This window comes from Halobellus rarus (genome assembly GCF_024494595.1).
In the GTDB taxonomy this organism is placed as follows: Archaea; Halobacteriota; Halobacteria; order Halobacteriales; family Haloferacaceae; genus Haloquadratum; species Haloquadratum rarum.
In genome coordinates, this window is sequence record NZ_JANHDI010000014.1 from 134,996 (window position 1) to 153,312 (window position 18,317).

Sequence of the window (18,317 nt, forward strand, 5' to 3'; positions counted from 1 at the left end):
ATCCGGATTTTCCGTTGTTGATGAGGAATTGCTCGTCGCGACCGGAGACGTAGAACTCGTTCATCCCGTCGGGGAGTTCCGCATACGAACAGAGCCAGCATCCCTCGACGTCGCTCGTCGACGGATCCTTGTTCACGAGCACGCCCGCGGCTCCGCCGAAGACTTCGACGAAACACGTGTGCTCGGGAACGTGGTCGAGAATCCACGAGGAAAGCCGACTCTTTCCCCCGGGAAACGGAAACACGGCGTCAGGCATCAGCGCCTCCCTCCGGGGAGATCGAGCGTTAGAAACACGTCGTCTACGTATTCGGGATCATCAGGCTCCTCGATCGCCGTCCCGTCGTCGAAGGCATCCAGGAGTCGAACTGATCCGTCGGCCGTTACTCCGTACGTCCAGCGCCGGTCTTCGTCGACGATGTCGACTCGCCCTGCGTAGTCCCGATCGGGACTCAACTCGAGGAGAACATCTCGCTCGCCGAGTCGAATTCGGTGCGACACGTTCTCTGATGGTGTTCGTATTTTCCCTTGCACCATACCTGGAGAAACACCGCGTCAAAAAATAGGCGCAGTGGGGCCGTGAACGAATACTGCGAATTCGTAGAGAGGAGTCATAGAAGGAGTCCTACACTCGACTCAAGAATCGGTCAGTACAGAGTATGACTTTACCACGATGACTCTTCTTGTGCCCCTAAAACAAATGGCCCAACGGTATAGGACATATCAGATTGAGTATACCTAAATTAGTGAACCTTCAACTTCGCCTCCAGTCCTCCGGTAGTCGTCGCCAGAGCGGCAAAAATACACCATAGAACGACCCTATAATGAAAGCAATTGAAAATACAGTCACTTCTACTTCTGATATTTGTAGAACCTCGTATGTACCCAAGATAACGACGATGACTCCAAGGGCCCAGATGGCTAAAGGTACTCGCGCCTTTAGTGACAACCCCCGATGTCTAGACATACTTTCGGACATCTACTGCGAACGTAAATATTGGTAGGATAGCAGGAGATTCAGCGCCCCTCTTTCAGTTCAGTCCGTATCTGAAGAATCGGATTTCAACAGAAGCTCACAAATATTCTGGTCGAGACGCACGTCTACTGCGAAGGTGATTCACTTTTCGGGAGAGCGAAAATAAGGTGAACCGAATCGCTCAACACAGGTGATTCACGTATCAAATCGGTACGTAGCATCGTCACTCGGTCTTTGGTATCTTCTGAGAATGCTCAGTCCTGCAAAAAACGGAAACCGCTGATCAGCGACGGGTTTGGAGCAGGAAGGCTCCCCCGACGAGTGCAGTCACGGCAACAACAACGCCGAATCCGGGGGTCGATGCGCTGGAATTAGTCGGTGTCGCCTGATCGTTCCGGACCGGGGTCTCGAACGCAGCTGACTGGTCCTCACTAGCGACTACGCTGACCTTCACTGTGTCGTGCGTCTCAATCGCGGTGAAGTCGAATGTGGCGTTCCATTCGCCGTTGGGACCGACTGTGGCCGAGTCGCTCTGTAGGAACTCCGGTGCCGTCTCACCAGACGACTGAACACGGATTTGGAGCTCCGTACCCGCGTCTAGAGTCGATGTCCCGCGGATAGTCTGGCTCTCTGTCGATGTGACGCTCTCTGTTGTCAGTCCGAATGCATCGTCACCGGACTGGGCGGCTGCGGGAATCCCCACTGCGGATAGCAGGAGGAGGGCCGCTAGGCCGAGTGTGACGAACGAGCGAAGCGATAACACCTGCGAACCGATGCGGGAATCCGTGCCGTCAGAGCGTGCTGACGGTGGAGAGGGACCAATTGTCATCCCACTTCGGGATCTCGTCTTCACCAAAAAGAACCTTCAGAAGGCTAAAAGAGCTGCTTAATTCCAATCTAATGAACTGATCGGTCTGAAACAGCAATTCTACGGTTTATTCAGTAACGGTTAGTCGAAATCAACCAAATCGAGTCGCTCAGTATAGGTGACTTAGCTACCGGAGTCACGAACAATGGCGATACTTGCCGAAATGAACTATGCGCCCACCGACCAAATCCACAGTGAGAGCGGTCGAGAGTCTGTATTGCTGGAAGAAACGGGACGCACGAGCGTCACCGAGACCGGCGAATTCGTCCACTAACGGTCGCTTGATAGTACAGTGGTCCGTCGAAAGAATTGATTAACGTGGCAGACCAGATTGAACGATTCGCGGTTTCAGCTGAAAGTGAGAGCGAGACAAAGACAGCAGTCCAGGCACGGGACTTCGAGTTCATCGTTGATGAGCCCGCGGCACTGGGTGGGTCGAACGATGGCCCGAATCCCGTTGAATACCTCATCGGCGCGTGGGCTGGCTGTCTGAACGTCGTGGTACACACTGTCGCTGAAGAGCGTGGGATCGATGTTGATAGCGTCGAGATCGAGATCCAAGGTGACCTCGACCCGCGCAAATTCCTTGGCGCCGCCGAAGACATCCGAGCGGGTTATCAAGAGTTAGAGGCGAAAATCGAAGTCGAGTCCGATGCCGACGAGGAAGCCCTCGATGCGTTGGGCGTAGCGGTTGAGGAGCGCTGTCCGGTCGGCGACAATATCGGAAACCCGACGCCGACAAACGTGGCTATCGAACCGATTAATTGATCGGTGGGCACGCAGGTTCTCACGGCTGATTCGGCTGTGAGATCATAAGCGATGAGTTACGGTTTCGTCACCTCGTACCTGGAATCCCGCGTCGAACCACGCTGCTCGATCAACCCGTAGCGCTCCAGCGAGTCCAAATACCGTCGTCGTGTCGAACGCGATTTCGGCGACGACGACTGTTCCTCGTACTCGCGATGCAGTTCACTCGACCCGATCTCGCCGGCCTCGGAGATGATCTCGTAGAGGAGTCGCTGGTGCGTCGAAAGCAACTCCACGTTCCGGTCGTGGACCTCCGTCGTCGCCGAGTCGCTGACCGCCTCGATAAGTCCCGGGCTCAGGTGATCGAGTCCCTCTTCCTCCGCTCGCTCTGCGGCGCGGCGGAGCAGCGCGATCCCCATTCGGGCGTCGCCGGCGGCGAGATCGGCGATCGTTCCGCAGGTCCCCTCGTCGAGGACGCCCGCGGCGAGGCCGGCCTCCGCTCGTCCCGTGACGATGTCGACGACCTCCTCGTCGTGGTACTTCTCTAGGCGGACCGACGTCGCCGCGCGAACGCGCGATTGAACGCGCATATCAACGTCCGAGAGGAATGCGTCCTCGTCGATACAGACCATCACGAGCGTCACGTTCGGCTGATCGTACAGCGACAGCAGCGACCCGTAGTCGTCGAGGACGTCGACCTCGTCGAGAATGAACACGAGCTGGTACTCGGAGTCGCGAATCCGGTCGAAATACCGGCTTCGCGGCGTCGATTCGCGGCTGAAATCCCGGCCGATCCGAGCGTCGCGCAGCAGCGTATGCAAGACGCCCGTGGAGGTGTTCGCCGAGAGGCAGTTTACGTAGCCGATCCGGACGTCGAGGGTCTGACGTTCCAGTTGCTGACAGACGTACTTTGCGAGCGTCGTCTTCCCGGCCCCCGATGGCCCAGTGATCAGCGTGTGTTCGCCGTTCAGATCCTCCTCAATCGGCCGAAGACAAGAAGAGATGAGATCGATCTCGTTGTTTCGATGCTGAAGCTCTTGAGGCACGAACTCGTCGCGGAGGGCACGGGCATCACGGATCATCACCTCCTGCTACTGGATTGACCGACTTGTAGGCGAGCCGTCCGGAGTGAAAGTAGACTAATCGGGGAAATCGCTAATTCAATCTATTTCCAACGGCATCAGATTCAAGCCGCACACGGTTGTTCCTACACGTATGGGAACGAGATCGGTACGCCTCGACGAAGACACCTACGCCTACATCGAGGCGAACAAGCGCGAGGACGAAACGTTCTCGGAGGCGGTCGACCGCCTCACGCAGCGGCCGTCGATCACCGACCTCGCCGGGCTCCTCGACTCTGAAGACGTTGATACGATGCGAGACGCGGTCGACGAAGCGGACGAGCGGGACGCTGAGGAAGTTCGGGAACTGAAGGAGCGGTTCCGTGATTCTTGATACGGCGTTCGTTCTCGATCTCCTTGCCGGCGACGAAGGTGCGACACTGAAAGCCGAAGAACTGGAGGACAACGGCGTCGCGATGAAACTCCCCGCGATGACGGTGACAGAGCTCTACATCGGGATCGGAACGGGAGTCGCTGACGAAGAGGAGGAGCGTCAAATCCGGAGGATTATCGAAGGACTGCCGTTCATTCCGATGGATGTCGATCTCTCGCGACGTGCTGGACGTTTACTCGGGGAGTCCGGGAACACGGTAGGGAAAGGAGACGCATCGATCGCGGCTGCGGCCGAGCGTGAGGGAGAGCCTGTATTAACGCGAAACGTCGAGGATTTCGAGACGTTAGGCATCGACGTCGAGACCTACTGAGGTTCAGTCCTCGCCGAGGTCGATCGCTGTGTTATACTGCACTCGAAGTTCCCGGGCGTCGAGGATCTCCGCGATCTCCGAGGCCGTGAGCGACCCACGGTCGTCGGCGGCGCGGAGCAACTCCTCGATCTTCCCGTTTCCGTAGCCGGCGACGTCGCCGCGCATTCGACAGTAGTACCGGGCGGCGTCGTCGAGCGCCTTCGACTTCGCGTTCTCGTCGGTCTCTTCGAGGAGGTTCTCCCAGAGGCGCTGTCGTTCGTCAGTGCTCTCGATCCGCATTTCTTGCACAACCCCCTCGAATCAGTGTCGATCTCGACTGACCGAACCCCGATCTCGATAGACCTTTTTGGCTCTGTTGAAAATCCTCAACTGCTGATAGGTTGGAGAGGATATGCTGAATACAGAGCGCATATCTGCGTGAGTATAAACGGATTATAGGATTAAGCCACACATCCATGCAGTTACCCGCCCTTCATTGATGTATATGGCACAGAGAAACCACGCGGGCGATCAAGCAAGAGGCACTGAATCAAAATTCTACCTTCCCGGTATGCCCCGTCTTCAGGCGGTACCTGGCCGGGTTGAGCGGTACGTCCAGCGTCTGCTCCGCCAGCGAGGCACGTACCGGGTCCGCATCAGCCGCAAAGATCAGTAGCCGTTCTCGCTATGGTGCTGACTACCGCTCTGTATTCAGCAACCGATACCTATCAGTCTCCAAGGATTTCAACAGAGCAACCTTTTTATAAACCTACGTGACAATTGGCTGACGCCGCGTGTCAGAGGCACACACTTCCCGCTGACTTTCGCACAAGCGGAGTCGATCCGCTTGTGCAATTCGCCGGATCGGTTCTCGTCGACGTGTGACCGGCAACTGAAACACAAAGCGAAAGAAGGCTTATGTCGGTTCCTCGGTAGTAAGCCGATATTCGATGATAGAATATATCTTGGAAGCCCTGTTCTTACTCGGCTCGTGGTTAATAGAAAATACGGCCCCGACTTTCGTCGGAATCATTGTTTCTGGTCTCGGTGCATTTTCTGCATATGTTCTGTGGAGTTGGCTCCATTCACCTCATCTCACTATAGAAAAAGTATCCCAAACGCCACTCATTGACCCAGAAAATGGGAATGAGCAGCGTTCAACACGGGTTTCAGTTAATAATATAGGAACGAAAGCGGCAGAAAACTGCCAAGGGACAATTACTCTCCGCGTTTCTGACGAGGATGGCGTAATTCGAAGCATCACAAGAGCCCCTTGGATACCAACGAGATCGGAGCTTACGGTCAATGATAACGATCAGTATTATAATGCGACTCTTCCAGCTAACAGGTCTAAAAAATTCGAGTTAGTTCGACAGTATCGTAATGGCAATGTGAAACTAGATGCCCGTTCATCGGGACGCCGATTCGTTCGTACAACTGTTGAGAGCAATTGGCATTCGGGGATCAATGAGCGGTTAAATACCGCGTTTATCGAGTCAGCAAAATCAAGCCCCAACGATATTGCCGACACATCTGCTACGCTTGACTGGTCCGAAGTCAGGACAGCAAATTGGGAAAATTGTATCCTGACTCTAGAGGTTGAAACAGAATCAGCTAGGCCGCTCACGGCTCACTTTGACGTTTCGTTGGGTCAGAAGGAATGGCTGGTAATTGAGCCTAAAGAGCAGAAGACAAGGCGGAAAATCGGGACAAAGTTCTATAAGAAACTGAATTGGTTCCTCTTGTAGATTTATTCTGAGGCAGCTCAAGATATATCCAGCTTCTGAAACAATTCGCGAAATATGTCTGGGTTACCTCTGGTTTCGGTATGATGACTCTACGAGGTGGAAGATACGCCTCCGGGGAACTCTGAAACGGGGGGTAATTTCAATACGTCTCGAAAAAGTTGATATATTGAATGCCAGTCTCAGACTCGCCGTGGCGGGATCGTGAGACACTATATAAACTATACATCGAAAAAGAACTTTCAGCGGCTGCTATTGGCGAGAAACTAGGCTGTACCAATGTGACTATCTTGGATTGGCTGGACTGCCACGACATTGAGAAGCGAGATCCGGACCCGCCGACCAAGACTGGCGAAGACCACCCCCGGTCAATCACAAGGAAGGAATTGCTTGAGGACTACCAGCGCGTCGCTGACGAGCTGGGCAAGACGCCGACTCAATCGGAGTATAATCAACACGAAAACAGCTACACTTGGAGTGCGATTCGCGGCCATTTCGACAGTATGGGGGAGCTGCAGGATGCGGCTGGATTAGAACGGCTTCGAAAAGGCCGTGTGAATCTTGAATGCGAGGTTTGCGGCGACGAATTCGAGGTCAAACATTCCCGGAAACAGACCCGTCGATGTTGCAGCCAAGAGTGTGATATTGAGTGGCGAAAGGAAGCCTATAGCGGAGAAAAGAATCATAATTACAAAGAGAATATTGAGTCGAACTGCGAGTGGTGTGGCGAGACATACTCTGCCCCACAGTACAAAGAGAGTAATACGCGCTTTTGCTCTCAAGACTGTATGATAGCGTGGCGGACCGAGGAGTACTCGGGCGAGGGTCATCCACGCTGGAAGGATAACGACGACTACTACCGGGGACCGAACTGGCAGCAACAACGGGAGAAGGCACGCGATCGAGACGATCACGAATGTCGGAACTGTGGAGGTGAGGAGCAGCTACAGGTGCATCACATCACCCCCTACGAATCATTCGACGACTACGAGGAAGCGAACCGGTTACAGAACCTGATCACACTCTGTACAAGCTGTCACCACAAACTCGAATGGGGAAGCATCACAGTACAGTCTGGGCTGGATCTATTCGCCGAATAAACTGAATACGCGGTGAGATTCTTTCATCTCAACGGTGGTGGAGTGACCACTGAGTCAGTAACTCCGGAGTATCACTTTTCCGATTTCATAGATAAGTCGGAAGTGAATCCCCGGAATCACCGGGGTATCCGCGCCGATCACCAACCACGTTGCCGGGATTAAGTGTAGACTTCTTCTAACAAGTCGGTATGCGATTAGAGGCCACTTCGAAGCCGGATCAGTACCACGTGTGGATGACCGACGACGAACTCGAAGATCTCCGCCGCGCCGCAGCAACGCACCGGGACGACCTCGTGATTCAACTCGGTGGCTACGTCGGCCTCCGGGCCTTCGAGATCCCGCAGATCTGCCCGAAGCACGTGAAACGCACCGACGACGGCGATCACTATCGACTCCGGGTGCCGGAGGGGAAGGACACGACCGGGAACGGTGGGAAGCCTCGCGACGCCTACCTCCCGAAGGACGTCGAGGGCGACATCCACCGCTTCCAGACCGCCGAGGACGTCGGCCGCGACGAGCCGTTCGTCGATCTCTCCGAGCGCGGGATCCGGGCGATCGTCAAGCGCACGGCCGAACGCGCCGCCGAACAGACCGGCGACGACGACTTCCGGCACGTGAGTAGCCACGATCTTCGCCGGCGCTTCGCCCAGCGGCTCCTCGTCGACGAGCAGGTGAACCCGCGCGTCGTGATGCAGGTCGGCGGGTGGGACTCGTTCCAGGCGATCGAGCCGTATCTGAACGCGCCGACGCCGGACGTCGTCAACGAAGCCTTCGAAGAAGCAGAACTCGCGTGATCAGTCGAACAGTCCGGCGGTGGGTTTGACCTCCAGGGACGTGTCGCCGGCTTCGCCTTTGACGAGGACGCCGTCGCCCTTCTCGATTCCGAGTCCGTCGACCGCCTCGACGGGGATCGTGATCTGTGCCGAGCCGTTCTTGTCCTGAACCGAGACGATCTTCGCGACGTCGTCCTGGAGTTCTCCGCCTTTCGAGGTTTGCGACATACTTCCTCGTTGGGAAACCTTCCACAAAAACCCCCTAACCCGTGGAACATCTGGGATTGACTCCCTCTGCTCCCAAAATTCCCGGGGTATAGGCTTCGAAAACTGGATTGTAGCGTATCGGCCGCGCGCCCGGTCGCTCCGGGGGACGGTCGACTCCAAAGTATGACTGGAGAACGCGGGGATCAGACCCCGAACCCTCCTTTTCTAACAACGAGGAGGGCCGAACCAGACGCACAGCACACGAACGACGTAGCGCGGGTCCCGGAGGGCGATCGAGGTGACCGATAGCGAGATCGCCGTTCGCGAGAACGGCAGCGTCACCGCCGTCGAACTCGACTCGCTCGATCAGAACATCTCGGTCGACCTCGATCACGACCCGCCGCTCGTCGGCGTTCCCGAAGAGACGGCAGTCGTCTACGAGACCGACGTCGATCTCGTCGACGAACGAGCCGACGATGTCGCGGCCGACGGTGGGATGGTCCGCGATCGGGTCTCGATGCGGCAGTACGGCCTCGGTCTCCAGGGCGAGCAGCGGAGTACGGCTCTCGGCATCATCGCCCTCGCGTACGCGGCCTCGGGCTACATCGTCGCCACCTCGGAGACCTTCGCGGGACTCGTCACGTTCGCGGCGGCGACCCTTGCGGTGTACTTCCTGTTCTATCGGGAGGAGAGCGATGACTGATCTCCTCGACGAGACGCAGCTGATCCGCCGACGCGTCGAACGCACCGAGCGCGACCGACAGCAGCGCGAAGTCCGAGCCCACGAGGAGGGACACGACGCGTGAGCTGGAGTCCCTCCGGGCTCGTCGTCGGCGACGCGTTCGCCGACTACGCCGACCGACTCCGCGAGACGTGGCCCGCAGACCCCGAACTGGCACGGAAACACGGCGTGTCCGCCGGAAACGGACGTTCTCAGACACCTATGACGGAAGCACGAACCGACAGCGACGCACAGACCACGAACAACCCGCTCGAATCCGGGCCGATGTCCCGCCGGACGTTTATGAAGGGCGTCGGCGCGACGGCCGCAGTCGCCGTCGCCGGCACCGGCTCCGCCGCCGCGGCGAACCTCAACATCGGGAGCGATCTCGTTCAGAACCCCTACCTCAGCGGCACGGTCACCGTCGAGACGGTCTACCTCGGCGGCAAGACCCGCGAGGACGACAACGACATCGACTCGATGGGCGTCCTCGACTACATCGCCGACGACGGCTCCCTCCGATCGCTCGAAGACGCGGGCGCGTCGTTCGCCGAGCGCGAGGACGAGAGTACCCCACACAACCCGGTGATGCTCCGCGCCGACCGGATCGACGCCGAGGACTACCGCTCGTTCCCGCGCGGCGAGATGTACGACGAGAGCGGCGACGGCGACGAGGAAACCGCGGTTTCGGCGCTCGACGCGACGCACTGGAGCACCGACGCAAGCGGTTCCGCGGGATCGATCGACGTCACCGACGCAGACGACGCGCTCTCGGTGGTCGTCAGCGGCCAGGGGGCGGGAGACGTCGCGACCGCGACGTTCTCGGACTTCTCGATCGGCGACGGCGAGCAGCGGAAGTACCTCCAGCTCGTCGCGAACGTGAACAGCCTCCCGGCCGGGACCGTCGCGACCGTCTCCGTGATCGACGAGGACGGCGACAAAAAGGAGTTCACGATCGACTCCGACGCCGACGCGGAGGCCGACGCGACGATCGCGACGGCGACTGGACCCGGACAAGTCTTCCAGGCGCAACTCGGCGAGATCAGCACGACCGCAGACGGCGACGGCACGTTCTCGAACATCGAGGAGATCGAGATCTCCATCGCCGAGGCCGACCTCGACGTCGAACTCCACGGGCTGAACCTCGATCGGGAGACGCAGTGGTCCTTCGGCACGAACGAGTACACGAACACCGACGACGAACTCGACACGCAGACGCTTCGAGAGCCGACCGGCGAGTTCTCGATCGTCGGCGTCGACGAGGTCGACGTCCCGATCGACGGCGCGACGCTCCGGAGCGTCACCTCTGACGTCCGCGTGGAAGCCGCCGAGCTTCCCGACGAGAACACGGCCAGCGAGTTCTCGGAGGCGAGCGACTACGGCGGGTACACCGACCGGCTCGAAACCGTCTACGGCTTCGATCTCGCGAGCGCATACGAACTCTCGTGGTCGCTCGACGCGCTGCTGGACGAGGTGCGATTCCACAGCGGTGACCGCTATCTGTCGGCGGAGTTCGCGACCGGCCTCGACGAGGTGCCGACCCTGGAGGACGTCGAGGATCTCGACTGGACGTCGCGGCGCTCGACGTACGCGGACGCGGCGAAGGGCGACGAGGTCGAGGTCTCCTCAGCCGTCTCCGCGAGCAACGTGATCGGAGTCCACTTCGACGTCCTCCTGGAGGACGGCGAGCGCGGCACGATCGAATCCTCCGGTCCGATCGGGCCGACCGGTCGTGAGGGCGGCGGCATCTGGGATACGATTATGTCGCCGTTCGGGGCGCTACTGAGCGCGATCGGCGGCATCGGCCTCTTCCGGATGATCCGCGGGGGGTCGTAGATGTCGAGCTCCGGCGACAGCTACCTCGACCGCGCCGACGGTCAGGACATCGACGACGGGATCTCGAAGGCGATCCTCGCGCCGATCCTCGCGCTGGGAAGCGGCCTCGCGATGCTCGTGAGTTCCGCGTTCGAGAACTTCACGGACATCTTCTCGGTCGTCGGAGACGTCCGGGAACTCATCGGCGCGTTCTTCACGGAGCCGACGATCGCGATCCGACTCGCCGCGGAGGCGACCGGCTTATCATCGCAACAGTTCGGAATCGCGGCGATTCCGGTCGTCTTCGCATCGATTGCAATCGGACTGGTGATCGTCGATCGGATCTGGGGAGACTCGATCCCGATCCTCGATACCATCATCCCGTGGAGGTGACTGCTGTGGCCGATGGAGATCCCGACGCCGGAGAGTTCGTCGATGACGACGACGGGATTCAGATAGGGAAGCTCGGAGGGACGGTCTTCCTCGGTGCGATCTTCGCGATCGCGTCGGTGATCTCCCGGTTCGTCCAGCTCCCCTTCGAGTTCGCGAGTACGATCTACGGCCTTCTCGGCGGCGGCATCGAGACGTTCTCGGGAGCCGCTTTCGACGCGGAAGCGTGGGGCGTCGGAACGGCGTGGAGCGAGGTAGCCACGTCGCTCTCAGGCGAGTGGGGCGTGCTCTCGTTCGCGGTCGCACTGGCTATCGTCGCGGGCTGGTTCGCGCTGGTCGCGGCGATCATTCTCGCAGCACGGGAGGCGATCGGCAGTGGCTGAATCAGACCGTTTGAGTCGGATTCCGACGAAGTTCCTCTCGGATCCGCGCGGGTACATCCTGGGCATCATCCGCGAGTGGATCGTCGGGCTCGTCCTGAGCGCGGGGGCGCTCTACGCCGCCTGGATCGACCAGATCGGCGACATCGGCGTTCGCACGTTCCAGCAGGGCTTCCTCGGTCCGATCGTCGAGGCGCTGATGATCCCAGGAGCGGCCGTTCTGGATTCCTTCGAGGGGATTCAGGCATCGGTCGCGGAGTCGCTCGTCGGGCTGGGAGTCGCCGCGCCGTTCGCGTTGGTGATCGGCTTCGCGGTCGCGATGGTCGTCTTCGTCGTCCTGTTCGGACTGCTGTGGTCACTCATCGACACGTATCTCCCAGCAGGGGCGCTCACCGCGCCGATCCGGGCGCTCGTGTCGTTGTTCTCATTCCAGTGGCTCCGACGCGGAGACGGCTCGACGAGCGATAGCTCCGGAGGTGAATCGAATGATCAGTAAAGAGACAGTGTTCGGTGGCGGCGGCGCGACGATCCTGTTCGACGTGCTACTGAACGCCGGCGATGGGCTGCTACTCCTCGCGGACGTGGTGTTCGTCCCGCTCTCGGTGGCGTTCGGATCGATCGTTCCCCACGTGGGATGGCTCGACCAGGACGCCCTTCAGCCGTTGATCGTGTTCATCGCGGCGCTGTACGTCACGAACCTGCTCATCGAACGAACTCAGCGGTTCAGAAACGATGACGACAACTAACAGACACAGACGGACGCATAATGCGGGCGCGTACGGAGCGCGCCGGAAACAGCGGAGATCGGGAGGTGCGGGCCAGTGACGCCGCTATCGACGCCGATGCAGTTGTATATGGGCGTTGGGTGGCTTGGGTGGCTGCTGATCCTCGCGTCGGTCGCGGGGGTTGTCACCTTCCGCAACGCAGACAGCGATCGGGCCGCACAGATCGGCTCGGCGAGCTGGGGTCTCCTCATCGCCGGCGTGCTGTACCTGATCTACAACCACTACACGGCGGCGGACGTCACCTCGTTCATCTCCTACGTGACGGGCCAGGGTGCCGTCTGGATCGTCCTCGCGATCGTCGCGTTCGGTGGGTACATCGCCGATCGGACGGCCGGCCAGACCGACAACCCGAGAGCGTTCGTCAGTTCCGTTCGGGAAGCGGCGTTCGTCCCCGTCGAGCGGACTGTCGGGACGGTGATGGGCGCGTTCATCTCGATCGTGATGGTGCTGATCGCGATCGCGTCGATCGGCGCAGAATTCCTCGGGTTCGGCCTCGGGCTGTTCGCCTCGGAACCGGGCTTCGGCTTCGGGATCTTCACGACGATCTTCGGGTTCGTCGGCCTCGGCGGCTCGATCCCGCTGATCGGTCCGCTTCTCCCCGAGTGGCTCACGTCGATGTCGCCCGTCCAGTTCGTCGGCGTCGCGGGCGCGACTCTCGTGATCGCGCTGTCGGCGGCGTCGGCGAACTTCCGGGAAGCACTGATCGGAGGTGAGCGGTCGTGAGCACGATCGATCTCGACTCCGAACCCGAGTGGATCGAAGACGCCTGGAGCGACAAAGAGGGCGATCTCCGACTGCGTGACGCACTGACGCAGAAGCACCGCGGCGTGGCGTTCACGTCGCTCGTCGCGTTCGCGGGGGCGGCGTTCGGGCTCGTGGTCGCGATGGAAACCTTCGTCGCGGGCGATCTCGCGGGGACGGGACTCGTCATCCTCTCCACGGTGATGATGGCGTACGTCGCGTTCGCGGCGCTCCAGCAACTCGACTGTCGACTCCGTGAGGATCAGGAGTGTCGGCACTGCCGGAAGGAAACGGCGCGCTGGGAGGCTGATTCCTGAATGCGTACGCGACAGGTACTCGCTCTCGCGGCCGTGTTCGCGCTCGTCGCCGTCAGCGTGGGAGCGGCCGGTCTCGCGGTCGCGGACGATCACGCGGGCGACGACTCCGATTCGGACGCAGTGTCGGCCGACGAACTGACGCTGGAGGACCTCCGGTCGGACGGGACGCGTCACGGCAACTCGCCGGACTCCGTACGTCTCGACGGCGAGCGGATGATGTGGGTGATCCACTGGCCGGCCGACGCGATGTCGAGCAACCCCGGCGATCCGCAAGACGACTCGTGGCGGTACCTGTCGCCGGGTGAGACCGTCGACCGAAACTCCGTGTGGCTCCGGACGATCAACCTCAACGACGTCGAGGAGACCACCGTCCACGTCGCCTACTACGAGATCGGAGAGCGCGAAGTGCGCGTCGGCGAGAACACGACCCGGACCGAACAGTACGCGAAGAACGTCTCGACGGAGGAGCACAACGTCACGCTCCAGCGCGGGTGGGTGATGCAGGAGATCCCGCTCCGGCAGTCGGACGACCCGCGAGAGGTGACGATGTGGGTCGAAGGCTCCGAGGAACTCCGCTGGACGTTCACTCACGAGTCGATCGCGACGACCGAGGGACTACCGTTCAGCACCTGGGGCGGCGCGCTCCGGTGGGCGTCGCTCGTGCTGATCCTCCCGATCGGGATCGGCGGCGTGCTCTCACTGGCCGGATCGAAGGCGATCGTCCGCCGGACGGGCGTCGGTCCGCAGTGGGGCTTCGGCCTCTGGAGCGCCGCGTTCGCCATCCTCGCGTTCATCATCGTCGTCTCGTTCTGGGGCGACCTCGCGAACCTCCTCGTCGAGCACCCGTACGCGCTCGCGATCTTCGTGATCGCGTACCTGTTCGTGCTGATGCTGGAGACGTTCGATCACGGCGTTCGGCGGATCCGCTTCGAGAAGTCGGACCTCACTCCGACGTCGAGTCCCGCCGGCGATCGCGCCGTCGACGAGCTGTCCGAACGCGAACAGACGCTGACGGTGATCTCTCGCGAGGACCAACCGCTCTCGGTGGCGACGCCGGGACTGATCCCGTTCCTCGCCCGACTCATCGGCGGCGGTGCTGCGGTGCTCCGGACGGTTGATCCGGAGCACGAGAACGCTGACGAGCGCGGGGAGACCGACACCGTCCAGGACCCGCTGACGTGTCGGGTGCCGGTCAAAGAGGGCCACGTCGACGAGAAGGTGTACGTGCACCCGCTCTCGCCGGACGTCGTCGACTTCGAGCCGGAGCACTTCGAGATCAACGTCCCGGCTCCGGAGTCCGCGGACGAGTGGCTCTCGTTCGGAGTCCGGGCGTTCGCGATGCTGGCGGCCGTCGCGTTCGCGATGTCGATCGCGGGGACGGTGGCGGGCTTCCTGACGCTCGTCGCCGGCGTCGCCTGGATCGCCGTGCGGCCGGTCGAAGGCTATGCCCGCGTGTGGGCCGCTCCGGCTCACTACCGTTCGGCGCGAGCGACGGCGATCTCGCTGGCCGAGGAGACAGACGACGCGCAGACGATCGAGCGGGAGCGCGAGAAGCGGATTCAGTCGGAGATCACGACGCAGCGCGACATTATGGAAGCCGTCGATTCGAGGGATAAGACGCTGATCGACGGGATGTTCGGCGTCGACGAGGAGGTGCTCGATGGCGGCGACTGACGACTCGACGGCCGACTCGCCGCTGGAGTCGTTCCGGCCGGCGCTCGTGAAACTGACCGACGACCTCCGTCGGCACGAGCGCGAGCTGTTCCGCGGGTTCGACTCCCGGCGCGACGTCCTGGAGTGGACACAATCTCTCGCCGTGCACACGCTCGGAGAGCTTCCTCAGGACTGGTTCCACTCGATGGCGACGCAGTTCCAGGGAACGCCGAGCAGCGGGAAGGAACGCCTCCTGATGGCGGCACTGCTGAAGCCGTCGGTCCGGAAGCGCGACGTCGACGACGACGCCGCGGCGGAGTTCCGAAGACAGCTCTCCGCGAAGAGGATCCGCCCCGCAGCGCACCGGGCGTTTCGAGAACTTCGAGCCGACGCGACGGAGTACATCGACGACTCCTCGGACGGTCAGCACGCGGCGTCGAGACAGCGGTACGTCGCGATGCGACCGGCGATCGACGAACTCGCGGAGAACCAGGAGCGGACGATGACGCGCCTCCTAGAGGGCTTCGCGGATCGGGAGACGATTCTCGACTGGGGGCACGATCTCGAACTCGCCACGCACGGGGAGATCCCCGAGGGATTCGTCACGCGCTGTTATCAGGAAAACCCGACGTGGCGGACGCTCGTCGGTCGCGATCGGGCCGACGCCCGAGCCCGCGAGTTGTTCGCGGCGAAGTACGTGGTACCGTTCTACAACCGAGGCATCCGCGATCTCGCCGGCCGCGCCGGGGAGCACCCCGACGCCGACCGCGAGGAAACGGAGGTGCAGTTAGCGTGAGTACGATAGAAAGCCAATACAGAGACGACAGCAGCAGCGACGCGAAGGACTCGGTACTCGACGAGTTCCGAGAACCGATTAGGAACACCCAGCAGGCAACCCGCGACAGCCGCCGGCACACGGACGCGCGGTCGATGCGCGAGGCGTTCGGCATCCCGCGGTGGGACCGTGATCGCTTCGAGTACGCGAGCGTGATGCCGGACTGCTTCGAACACTCCTGGGACGCGCCGCCGAACGAGTCCAACGGTGGGACGGACTTCCTCGCCCGCGGGAAGCCCGGGAAAGGGAAGTCGACGCTGGCGAACTACCTCGCCGTTCGACAGCTGGAGTTGAACGACGAGAAGGTCGTCTGGCGCGGGTCGGCGAGCCGATCGGAGTGGCTCCCGCTCTCTCCGTGGACGCGGCTGTGCCTCCCCGAGGGCGTCGACGTGACTGCACGGCTCGAAGGAAAGGATCCGACGCAGCCGCCGGTGGAACTCGACGTCGACGAGCTCGAGGAGATCGTCCGCGAGGTCGTTCGCTACCGCGACCCCGTTCACCTGAATCAGGAGCTCCTGAAGCCGGGAATGTTCCACGTGGTCTACCCCGATCCGCGGATGCGCGGTTGTCAGGCGGTCTACGAGGACTCGCCCGAGCGGACGGTCGAAACCCCGGCGAGCCGCGACGAACTGTTCGCCGCGGGCGACCCGGCGGGACACTGGTGGTTCGCGTGGGCGCTGTCCCGCGTCGAGCACGGGCCGCACCACTGGACGACCTGGATCTGTGACGAGATCGGCGATCTCTGTCCGCAGTCGGCGAAGAAGGACGCGTTCGGCTCCTACCAGAAGGTCGAGCTGCTCAAAGACACGTGGGTGGACCTCCGGAAGTTCGGTGTCTCGGTGTTCGCGTTCGCGCACTCGGAGAAGGACGTCCACCAGATGATTCGGCACAAACTCCGCTGGCGGATCCAGATGCCGGGAACGGCGAATCCGACGAAAGCGGGCGACATCGTCGGTTTCGAGAGTATCCCGATGCACAGCGATATGACCTCTCGAATGCCGGTCGGGCAGGCGCTGATGTACACGGAGACGCGCTTCGAGAAATTCGGCTGGAAGGACATGCCGAGCGCGAGCGATTACAAATTAAAAATCAGACTGGAGGAAGGCCGATGATCGGGACTACTCCCTCGGATTCGAGAAAAAACGACAGCAGGAAGCGAAATTCGACTCGGACCGGGTCGCGGCGATCCGGTCGGAATCGGCAGTCCTCACGCGCGCGTGTTTCGGATAAGCGCGGTGGGGTCCCCCCGCGGGCGCGCACTGAGCGGGCGATCGACAGCGCGGTCGAGCGCGAGGTGAGCGCGTGATGCGCGGAACGCGTCTCTGCGCGATCGTGCTGGCGTGCATTATGCTCACGAGCGTGGTCGCGCTCGCCATCCCCGCGAGTATGCTGGCGAGCGCACAACCCGAGCAGGCAGGCCCGCCCGGGATGGCCGGCGTTCCGAGCGAGAACGTCGGGCCGCCGGATCACGCGCAAGGGAACGGACCAGCAGTCCAGAGTCAGCAAGGACCGCCCGAGAAGGCGCTGGAGAACATCCCGACGGATGCGGCCGCGTGGTCGATCCACGCAGACAAGCACGCGGGCGATCTCGCGGTCGAGGTCGGTGCGACCGAAGACGGAGAGGTGCGGTTGACGCTCTCGGACGAGCGGAACCACGCGGGCCGCGAGGTCGCGATCGACGCGACGACGCTGGATGAGACGATCGGGACGAGGCCCAAGACTGCGTACGGGCTCCACGAGTCGGGCGACGAGTGGACCTCGGAGATCCGCTACGAGGACGGCTTTGCGATCTTCGAGGTGCCAAAGTTCAGTAGCAACACCGTCGAGTTCTCTGGCGGCGTCTCGATCAACGCGACGCCGGCGACGGACGGATCGACGTTCGAGTATGAGTTGTCTGATCTCGATTCGGCGTCGGATCCGACGGTAGATCTGACGGGAGTCACGAACACCGAGACGAATACGATCTCCTCGACGCTCACGTCGGGAACGATTAACGCCGATATATCAGGGACCGAGGACCCGCCGGAAACGACGCTCACGATTGAAGGTAACGGGTTTGGGACTCGAACGGACTCTCAAACCTTTAGCAATGTCGGCGATGGTCACTCCGACTCAATCTCGGTTGAGGGGAGCCTCTCGACGGATCCCGTCGCCGATGGTGCGACAGTCACGCTGACAGGGCAAACAAACGAGGGCACACAGCAGACTGTGAGTGGGAGCGCCAGCGACGGAGACTCCCGAAGCATCACGGTCCACGGAAATGCGGATCCTATCGGTTCTGAGGTCTCTGCTTCAGGGTTTCGCAATACCGTTCAGTATGATATCCCATACGGCGACGGTCCCGCATTTCAGTCGAGCGCATCGAAAGGCGAGACCCGGAGTTATACGATGGACACCGGAGATGTGGAGACTGTCGAAGAAGTCGAATTTCGAGGATCGAGTTACTATCTTAGCGAAGGTGTT

At 61.0% G+C, this 18,317-nt stretch carries 22 protein-coding genes and 2 pseudogenes; 18 read left to right on the top strand and 6 right to left on the bottom strand.

The features are described 5' to 3' along the window. Nucleotides 1–103: 103 nt before the first annotated feature. The 3 genes and pseudogenes from NO876_RS18090 to NO876_RS16440 all read right to left on the bottom strand — a co-directional run. Nucleotides 104–256: pseudogene (locus tag NO876_RS18090) on the bottom strand (DNA adenine methylase); the annotation flags it as partial. Next, on the bottom strand, nt 256–534 hold the full coding sequence (locus tag NO876_RS16435; protein WP_256422751.1) for a hypothetical protein: 279 nt from the start codon (nt 532–534) through the stop codon (nt 256–258). The gene NO876_RS16435 and the pseudogene NO876_RS18090, both read right to left, overlap by 1 nt. 722 nt (nt 535–1,256) lie before the next feature. Then, nucleotides 1,257–1,802 (bottom strand): BGTF surface domain-containing protein, encoded by a 546-nt coding sequence (locus NO876_RS16440; protein ID WP_256422752.1) that lies wholly within the window; start codon nt 1,800–1,802, stop codon nt 1,257–1,259. Between the two features lie 351 nt (nt 1,803–2,153). Here NO876_RS16440 and NO876_RS16445 point away from each other — a divergent pair, with 351 nt between their 5' ends. Beyond that, nucleotides 2,154–2,609: an OsmC family protein gene (locus NO876_RS16445; RefSeq protein WP_256422776.1), complete on the top strand. Its 456-nt coding sequence runs from the start codon at nt 2,154–2,156 to the stop codon at nt 2,607–2,609. A gap of 56 nt (nt 2,610–2,665) precedes the next feature. Here NO876_RS16445 and NO876_RS16450 read toward each other — a convergent pair whose 3' ends face one another. Beyond that, nucleotides 2,666–3,670, bottom strand: a complete 1,005-nt coding sequence (locus NO876_RS16450; protein ID WP_256422753.1) for a Cdc6/Cdc18 family protein — start codon at nt 3,668–3,670, stop codon at nt 2,666–2,668. 133 nt (nt 3,671–3,803) lie between these two features. Between NO876_RS16450 and NO876_RS16455 the strand changes: the two genes are divergently transcribed. Together NO876_RS16455 and NO876_RS16460 are read left to right on the top strand one after the other, a co-directional pair. Further along, nucleotides 3,804–4,043 carry an antitoxin VapB family protein gene (locus tag NO876_RS16455; protein ID WP_256422754.1) on the top strand — a complete coding sequence of 80 codons (240 nt, stop codon included), beginning with the start codon at nt 3,804–3,806 and terminating at the stop codon, nt 4,041–4,043. Beyond that, nucleotides 4,033–4,413 (top strand): PIN domain-containing protein, encoded by a 381-nt coding sequence (locus NO876_RS16460; RefSeq protein WP_256422755.1) that lies wholly within the window; start codon nt 4,033–4,035, stop codon nt 4,411–4,413. The genes NO876_RS16455 and NO876_RS16460 overlap by 11 nt, the downstream gene beginning before the upstream one ends. A 3-nt stretch (nt 4,414–4,416) precedes the next feature. On the opposite strand, the gene NO876_RS16465 is transcribed toward NO876_RS16460, so the two are convergent. Continuing rightward, the gene (locus NO876_RS16465; RefSeq protein WP_256422756.1) at nt 4,417–4,692 is read right to left on the bottom strand and encodes a hypothetical protein; all 276 of its coding nucleotides are present in this window, start codon (nt 4,690–4,692) and stop codon (nt 4,417–4,419) included. A gap of 650 nt (nt 4,693–5,342) precedes the next feature. On the opposite strand from NO876_RS16465, the gene NO876_RS16470 reads away from it, so the two are divergent. The 3 genes from NO876_RS16470 to NO876_RS16480 all read left to right on the top strand — a co-directional run bounded on the left by NO876_RS16470 (nt 5,343) and on the right by NO876_RS16480 (nt 8,031). Then, nucleotides 5,343–6,140, top strand: coding sequence for a hypothetical protein (locus NO876_RS16470; RefSeq protein ID WP_256422757.1), 798 nt, complete (start codon nt 5,343–5,345; stop codon nt 6,138–6,140). 170 nt (nt 6,141–6,310) lie between these two features. After that, complete coding sequence (locus NO876_RS16475) at nt 6,311–7,237, top strand: homing endonuclease associated repeat-containing protein (protein ID WP_256422758.1); 927 nt, start codon at nt 6,311–6,313, stop codon at nt 7,235–7,237. A 188-nt stretch (nt 7,238–7,425) separates the two neighbouring features. Next, the gene (locus NO876_RS16480) at nt 7,426–8,031 is read left to right on the top strand and encodes a site-specific integrase (protein WP_256422759.1); all 606 of its coding nucleotides are present in this window, start codon (nt 7,426–7,428) and stop codon (nt 8,029–8,031) included. Here NO876_RS16480 and NO876_RS16485 read toward each other — a convergent pair whose 3' ends face one another. Further along, complete coding sequence (locus NO876_RS16485) at nt 8,032–8,238, bottom strand: hypothetical protein (protein WP_256422760.1); 207 nt, start codon at nt 8,236–8,238, stop codon at nt 8,032–8,034. A gap of 277 nt (nt 8,239–8,515) precedes the next feature. Between NO876_RS16485 and NO876_RS16490 the strand changes: the two genes are divergently transcribed. The 12 genes and pseudogenes from NO876_RS16490 to NO876_RS16545 form a co-directional block, all read left to right on the top strand. Beyond that, nucleotides 8,516–8,920 (top strand): hypothetical protein, encoded by a 405-nt coding sequence (locus NO876_RS16490; protein ID WP_256422761.1) that lies wholly within the window; start codon nt 8,516–8,518, stop codon nt 8,918–8,920. A 99-nt stretch (nt 8,921–9,019) separates the two neighbouring features. Next, nucleotides 9,020–10,774, top strand: a complete 1,755-nt coding sequence (locus tag NO876_RS16495; RefSeq protein ID WP_256422762.1) for a hypothetical protein — start codon at nt 9,020–9,022, stop codon at nt 10,772–10,774. Next, nucleotides 10,775–11,146: a hypothetical protein gene (locus tag NO876_RS16500; RefSeq protein WP_256422763.1), complete on the top strand. Its 372-nt coding sequence runs from the start codon at nt 10,775–10,777 to the stop codon at nt 11,144–11,146. A 5-nt stretch (nt 11,147–11,151) separates the two neighbouring features. Next, entirely contained in the window at nt 11,152–11,526 is a 375-nt protein-coding gene (locus NO876_RS16505) for a hypothetical protein (protein ID WP_256422764.1), read from the top strand. After that, nucleotides 11,519–12,019 carry a hypothetical protein gene (locus NO876_RS16510; RefSeq protein ID WP_256422765.1) on the top strand — a complete coding sequence of 167 codons (501 nt, stop codon included), beginning with the start codon at nt 11,519–11,521 and terminating at the stop codon, nt 12,017–12,019. Before NO876_RS16505 ends, NO876_RS16510 begins: the two co-directional genes overlap by 8 nt. Continuing rightward, on the top strand, nt 12,009–12,269 hold the full coding sequence (locus tag NO876_RS16515; RefSeq protein WP_256422766.1) for a hypothetical protein: 261 nt from the start codon (nt 12,009–12,011) through the stop codon (nt 12,267–12,269). Before NO876_RS16510 ends, NO876_RS16515 begins: the two co-directional genes overlap by 11 nt. 75 nt (nt 12,270–12,344) lie before the next feature. Beyond that, entirely contained in the window at nt 12,345–13,031 is a 687-nt protein-coding gene (locus NO876_RS16520; RefSeq protein ID WP_256422767.1) for a hypothetical protein, read from the top strand. Continuing rightward, nucleotides 13,028–13,366, top strand: a complete 339-nt coding sequence (locus tag NO876_RS16525; protein ID WP_256422768.1) for a hypothetical protein — start codon at nt 13,028–13,030, stop codon at nt 13,364–13,366. Before NO876_RS16520 ends, NO876_RS16525 begins: the two co-directional genes overlap by 4 nt. Then, nucleotides 13,367–15,040, top strand: a complete 1,674-nt coding sequence (locus tag NO876_RS16530; protein ID WP_256422769.1) for a hypothetical protein — start codon at nt 13,367–13,369, stop codon at nt 15,038–15,040. Continuing rightward, entirely contained in the window at nt 15,027–15,815 is a 789-nt protein-coding gene (locus NO876_RS16535) for a hypothetical protein (protein ID WP_256422770.1), read from the top strand. The genes NO876_RS16530 and NO876_RS16535 overlap by 14 nt, the downstream gene beginning before the upstream one ends. Continuing rightward, entirely contained in the window at nt 15,812–16,966 is a 1,155-nt protein-coding gene (locus tag NO876_RS16540) for an ATP-binding protein (protein WP_256422771.1), read from the top strand. The genes NO876_RS16535 and NO876_RS16540 overlap by 4 nt, the downstream gene beginning before the upstream one ends. Nucleotides 16,967–17,159: 193 nt before the next feature. Beyond that, nucleotides 17,160–18,317: pseudogene (locus tag NO876_RS16545) on the top strand (hypothetical protein); the annotation flags it as partial.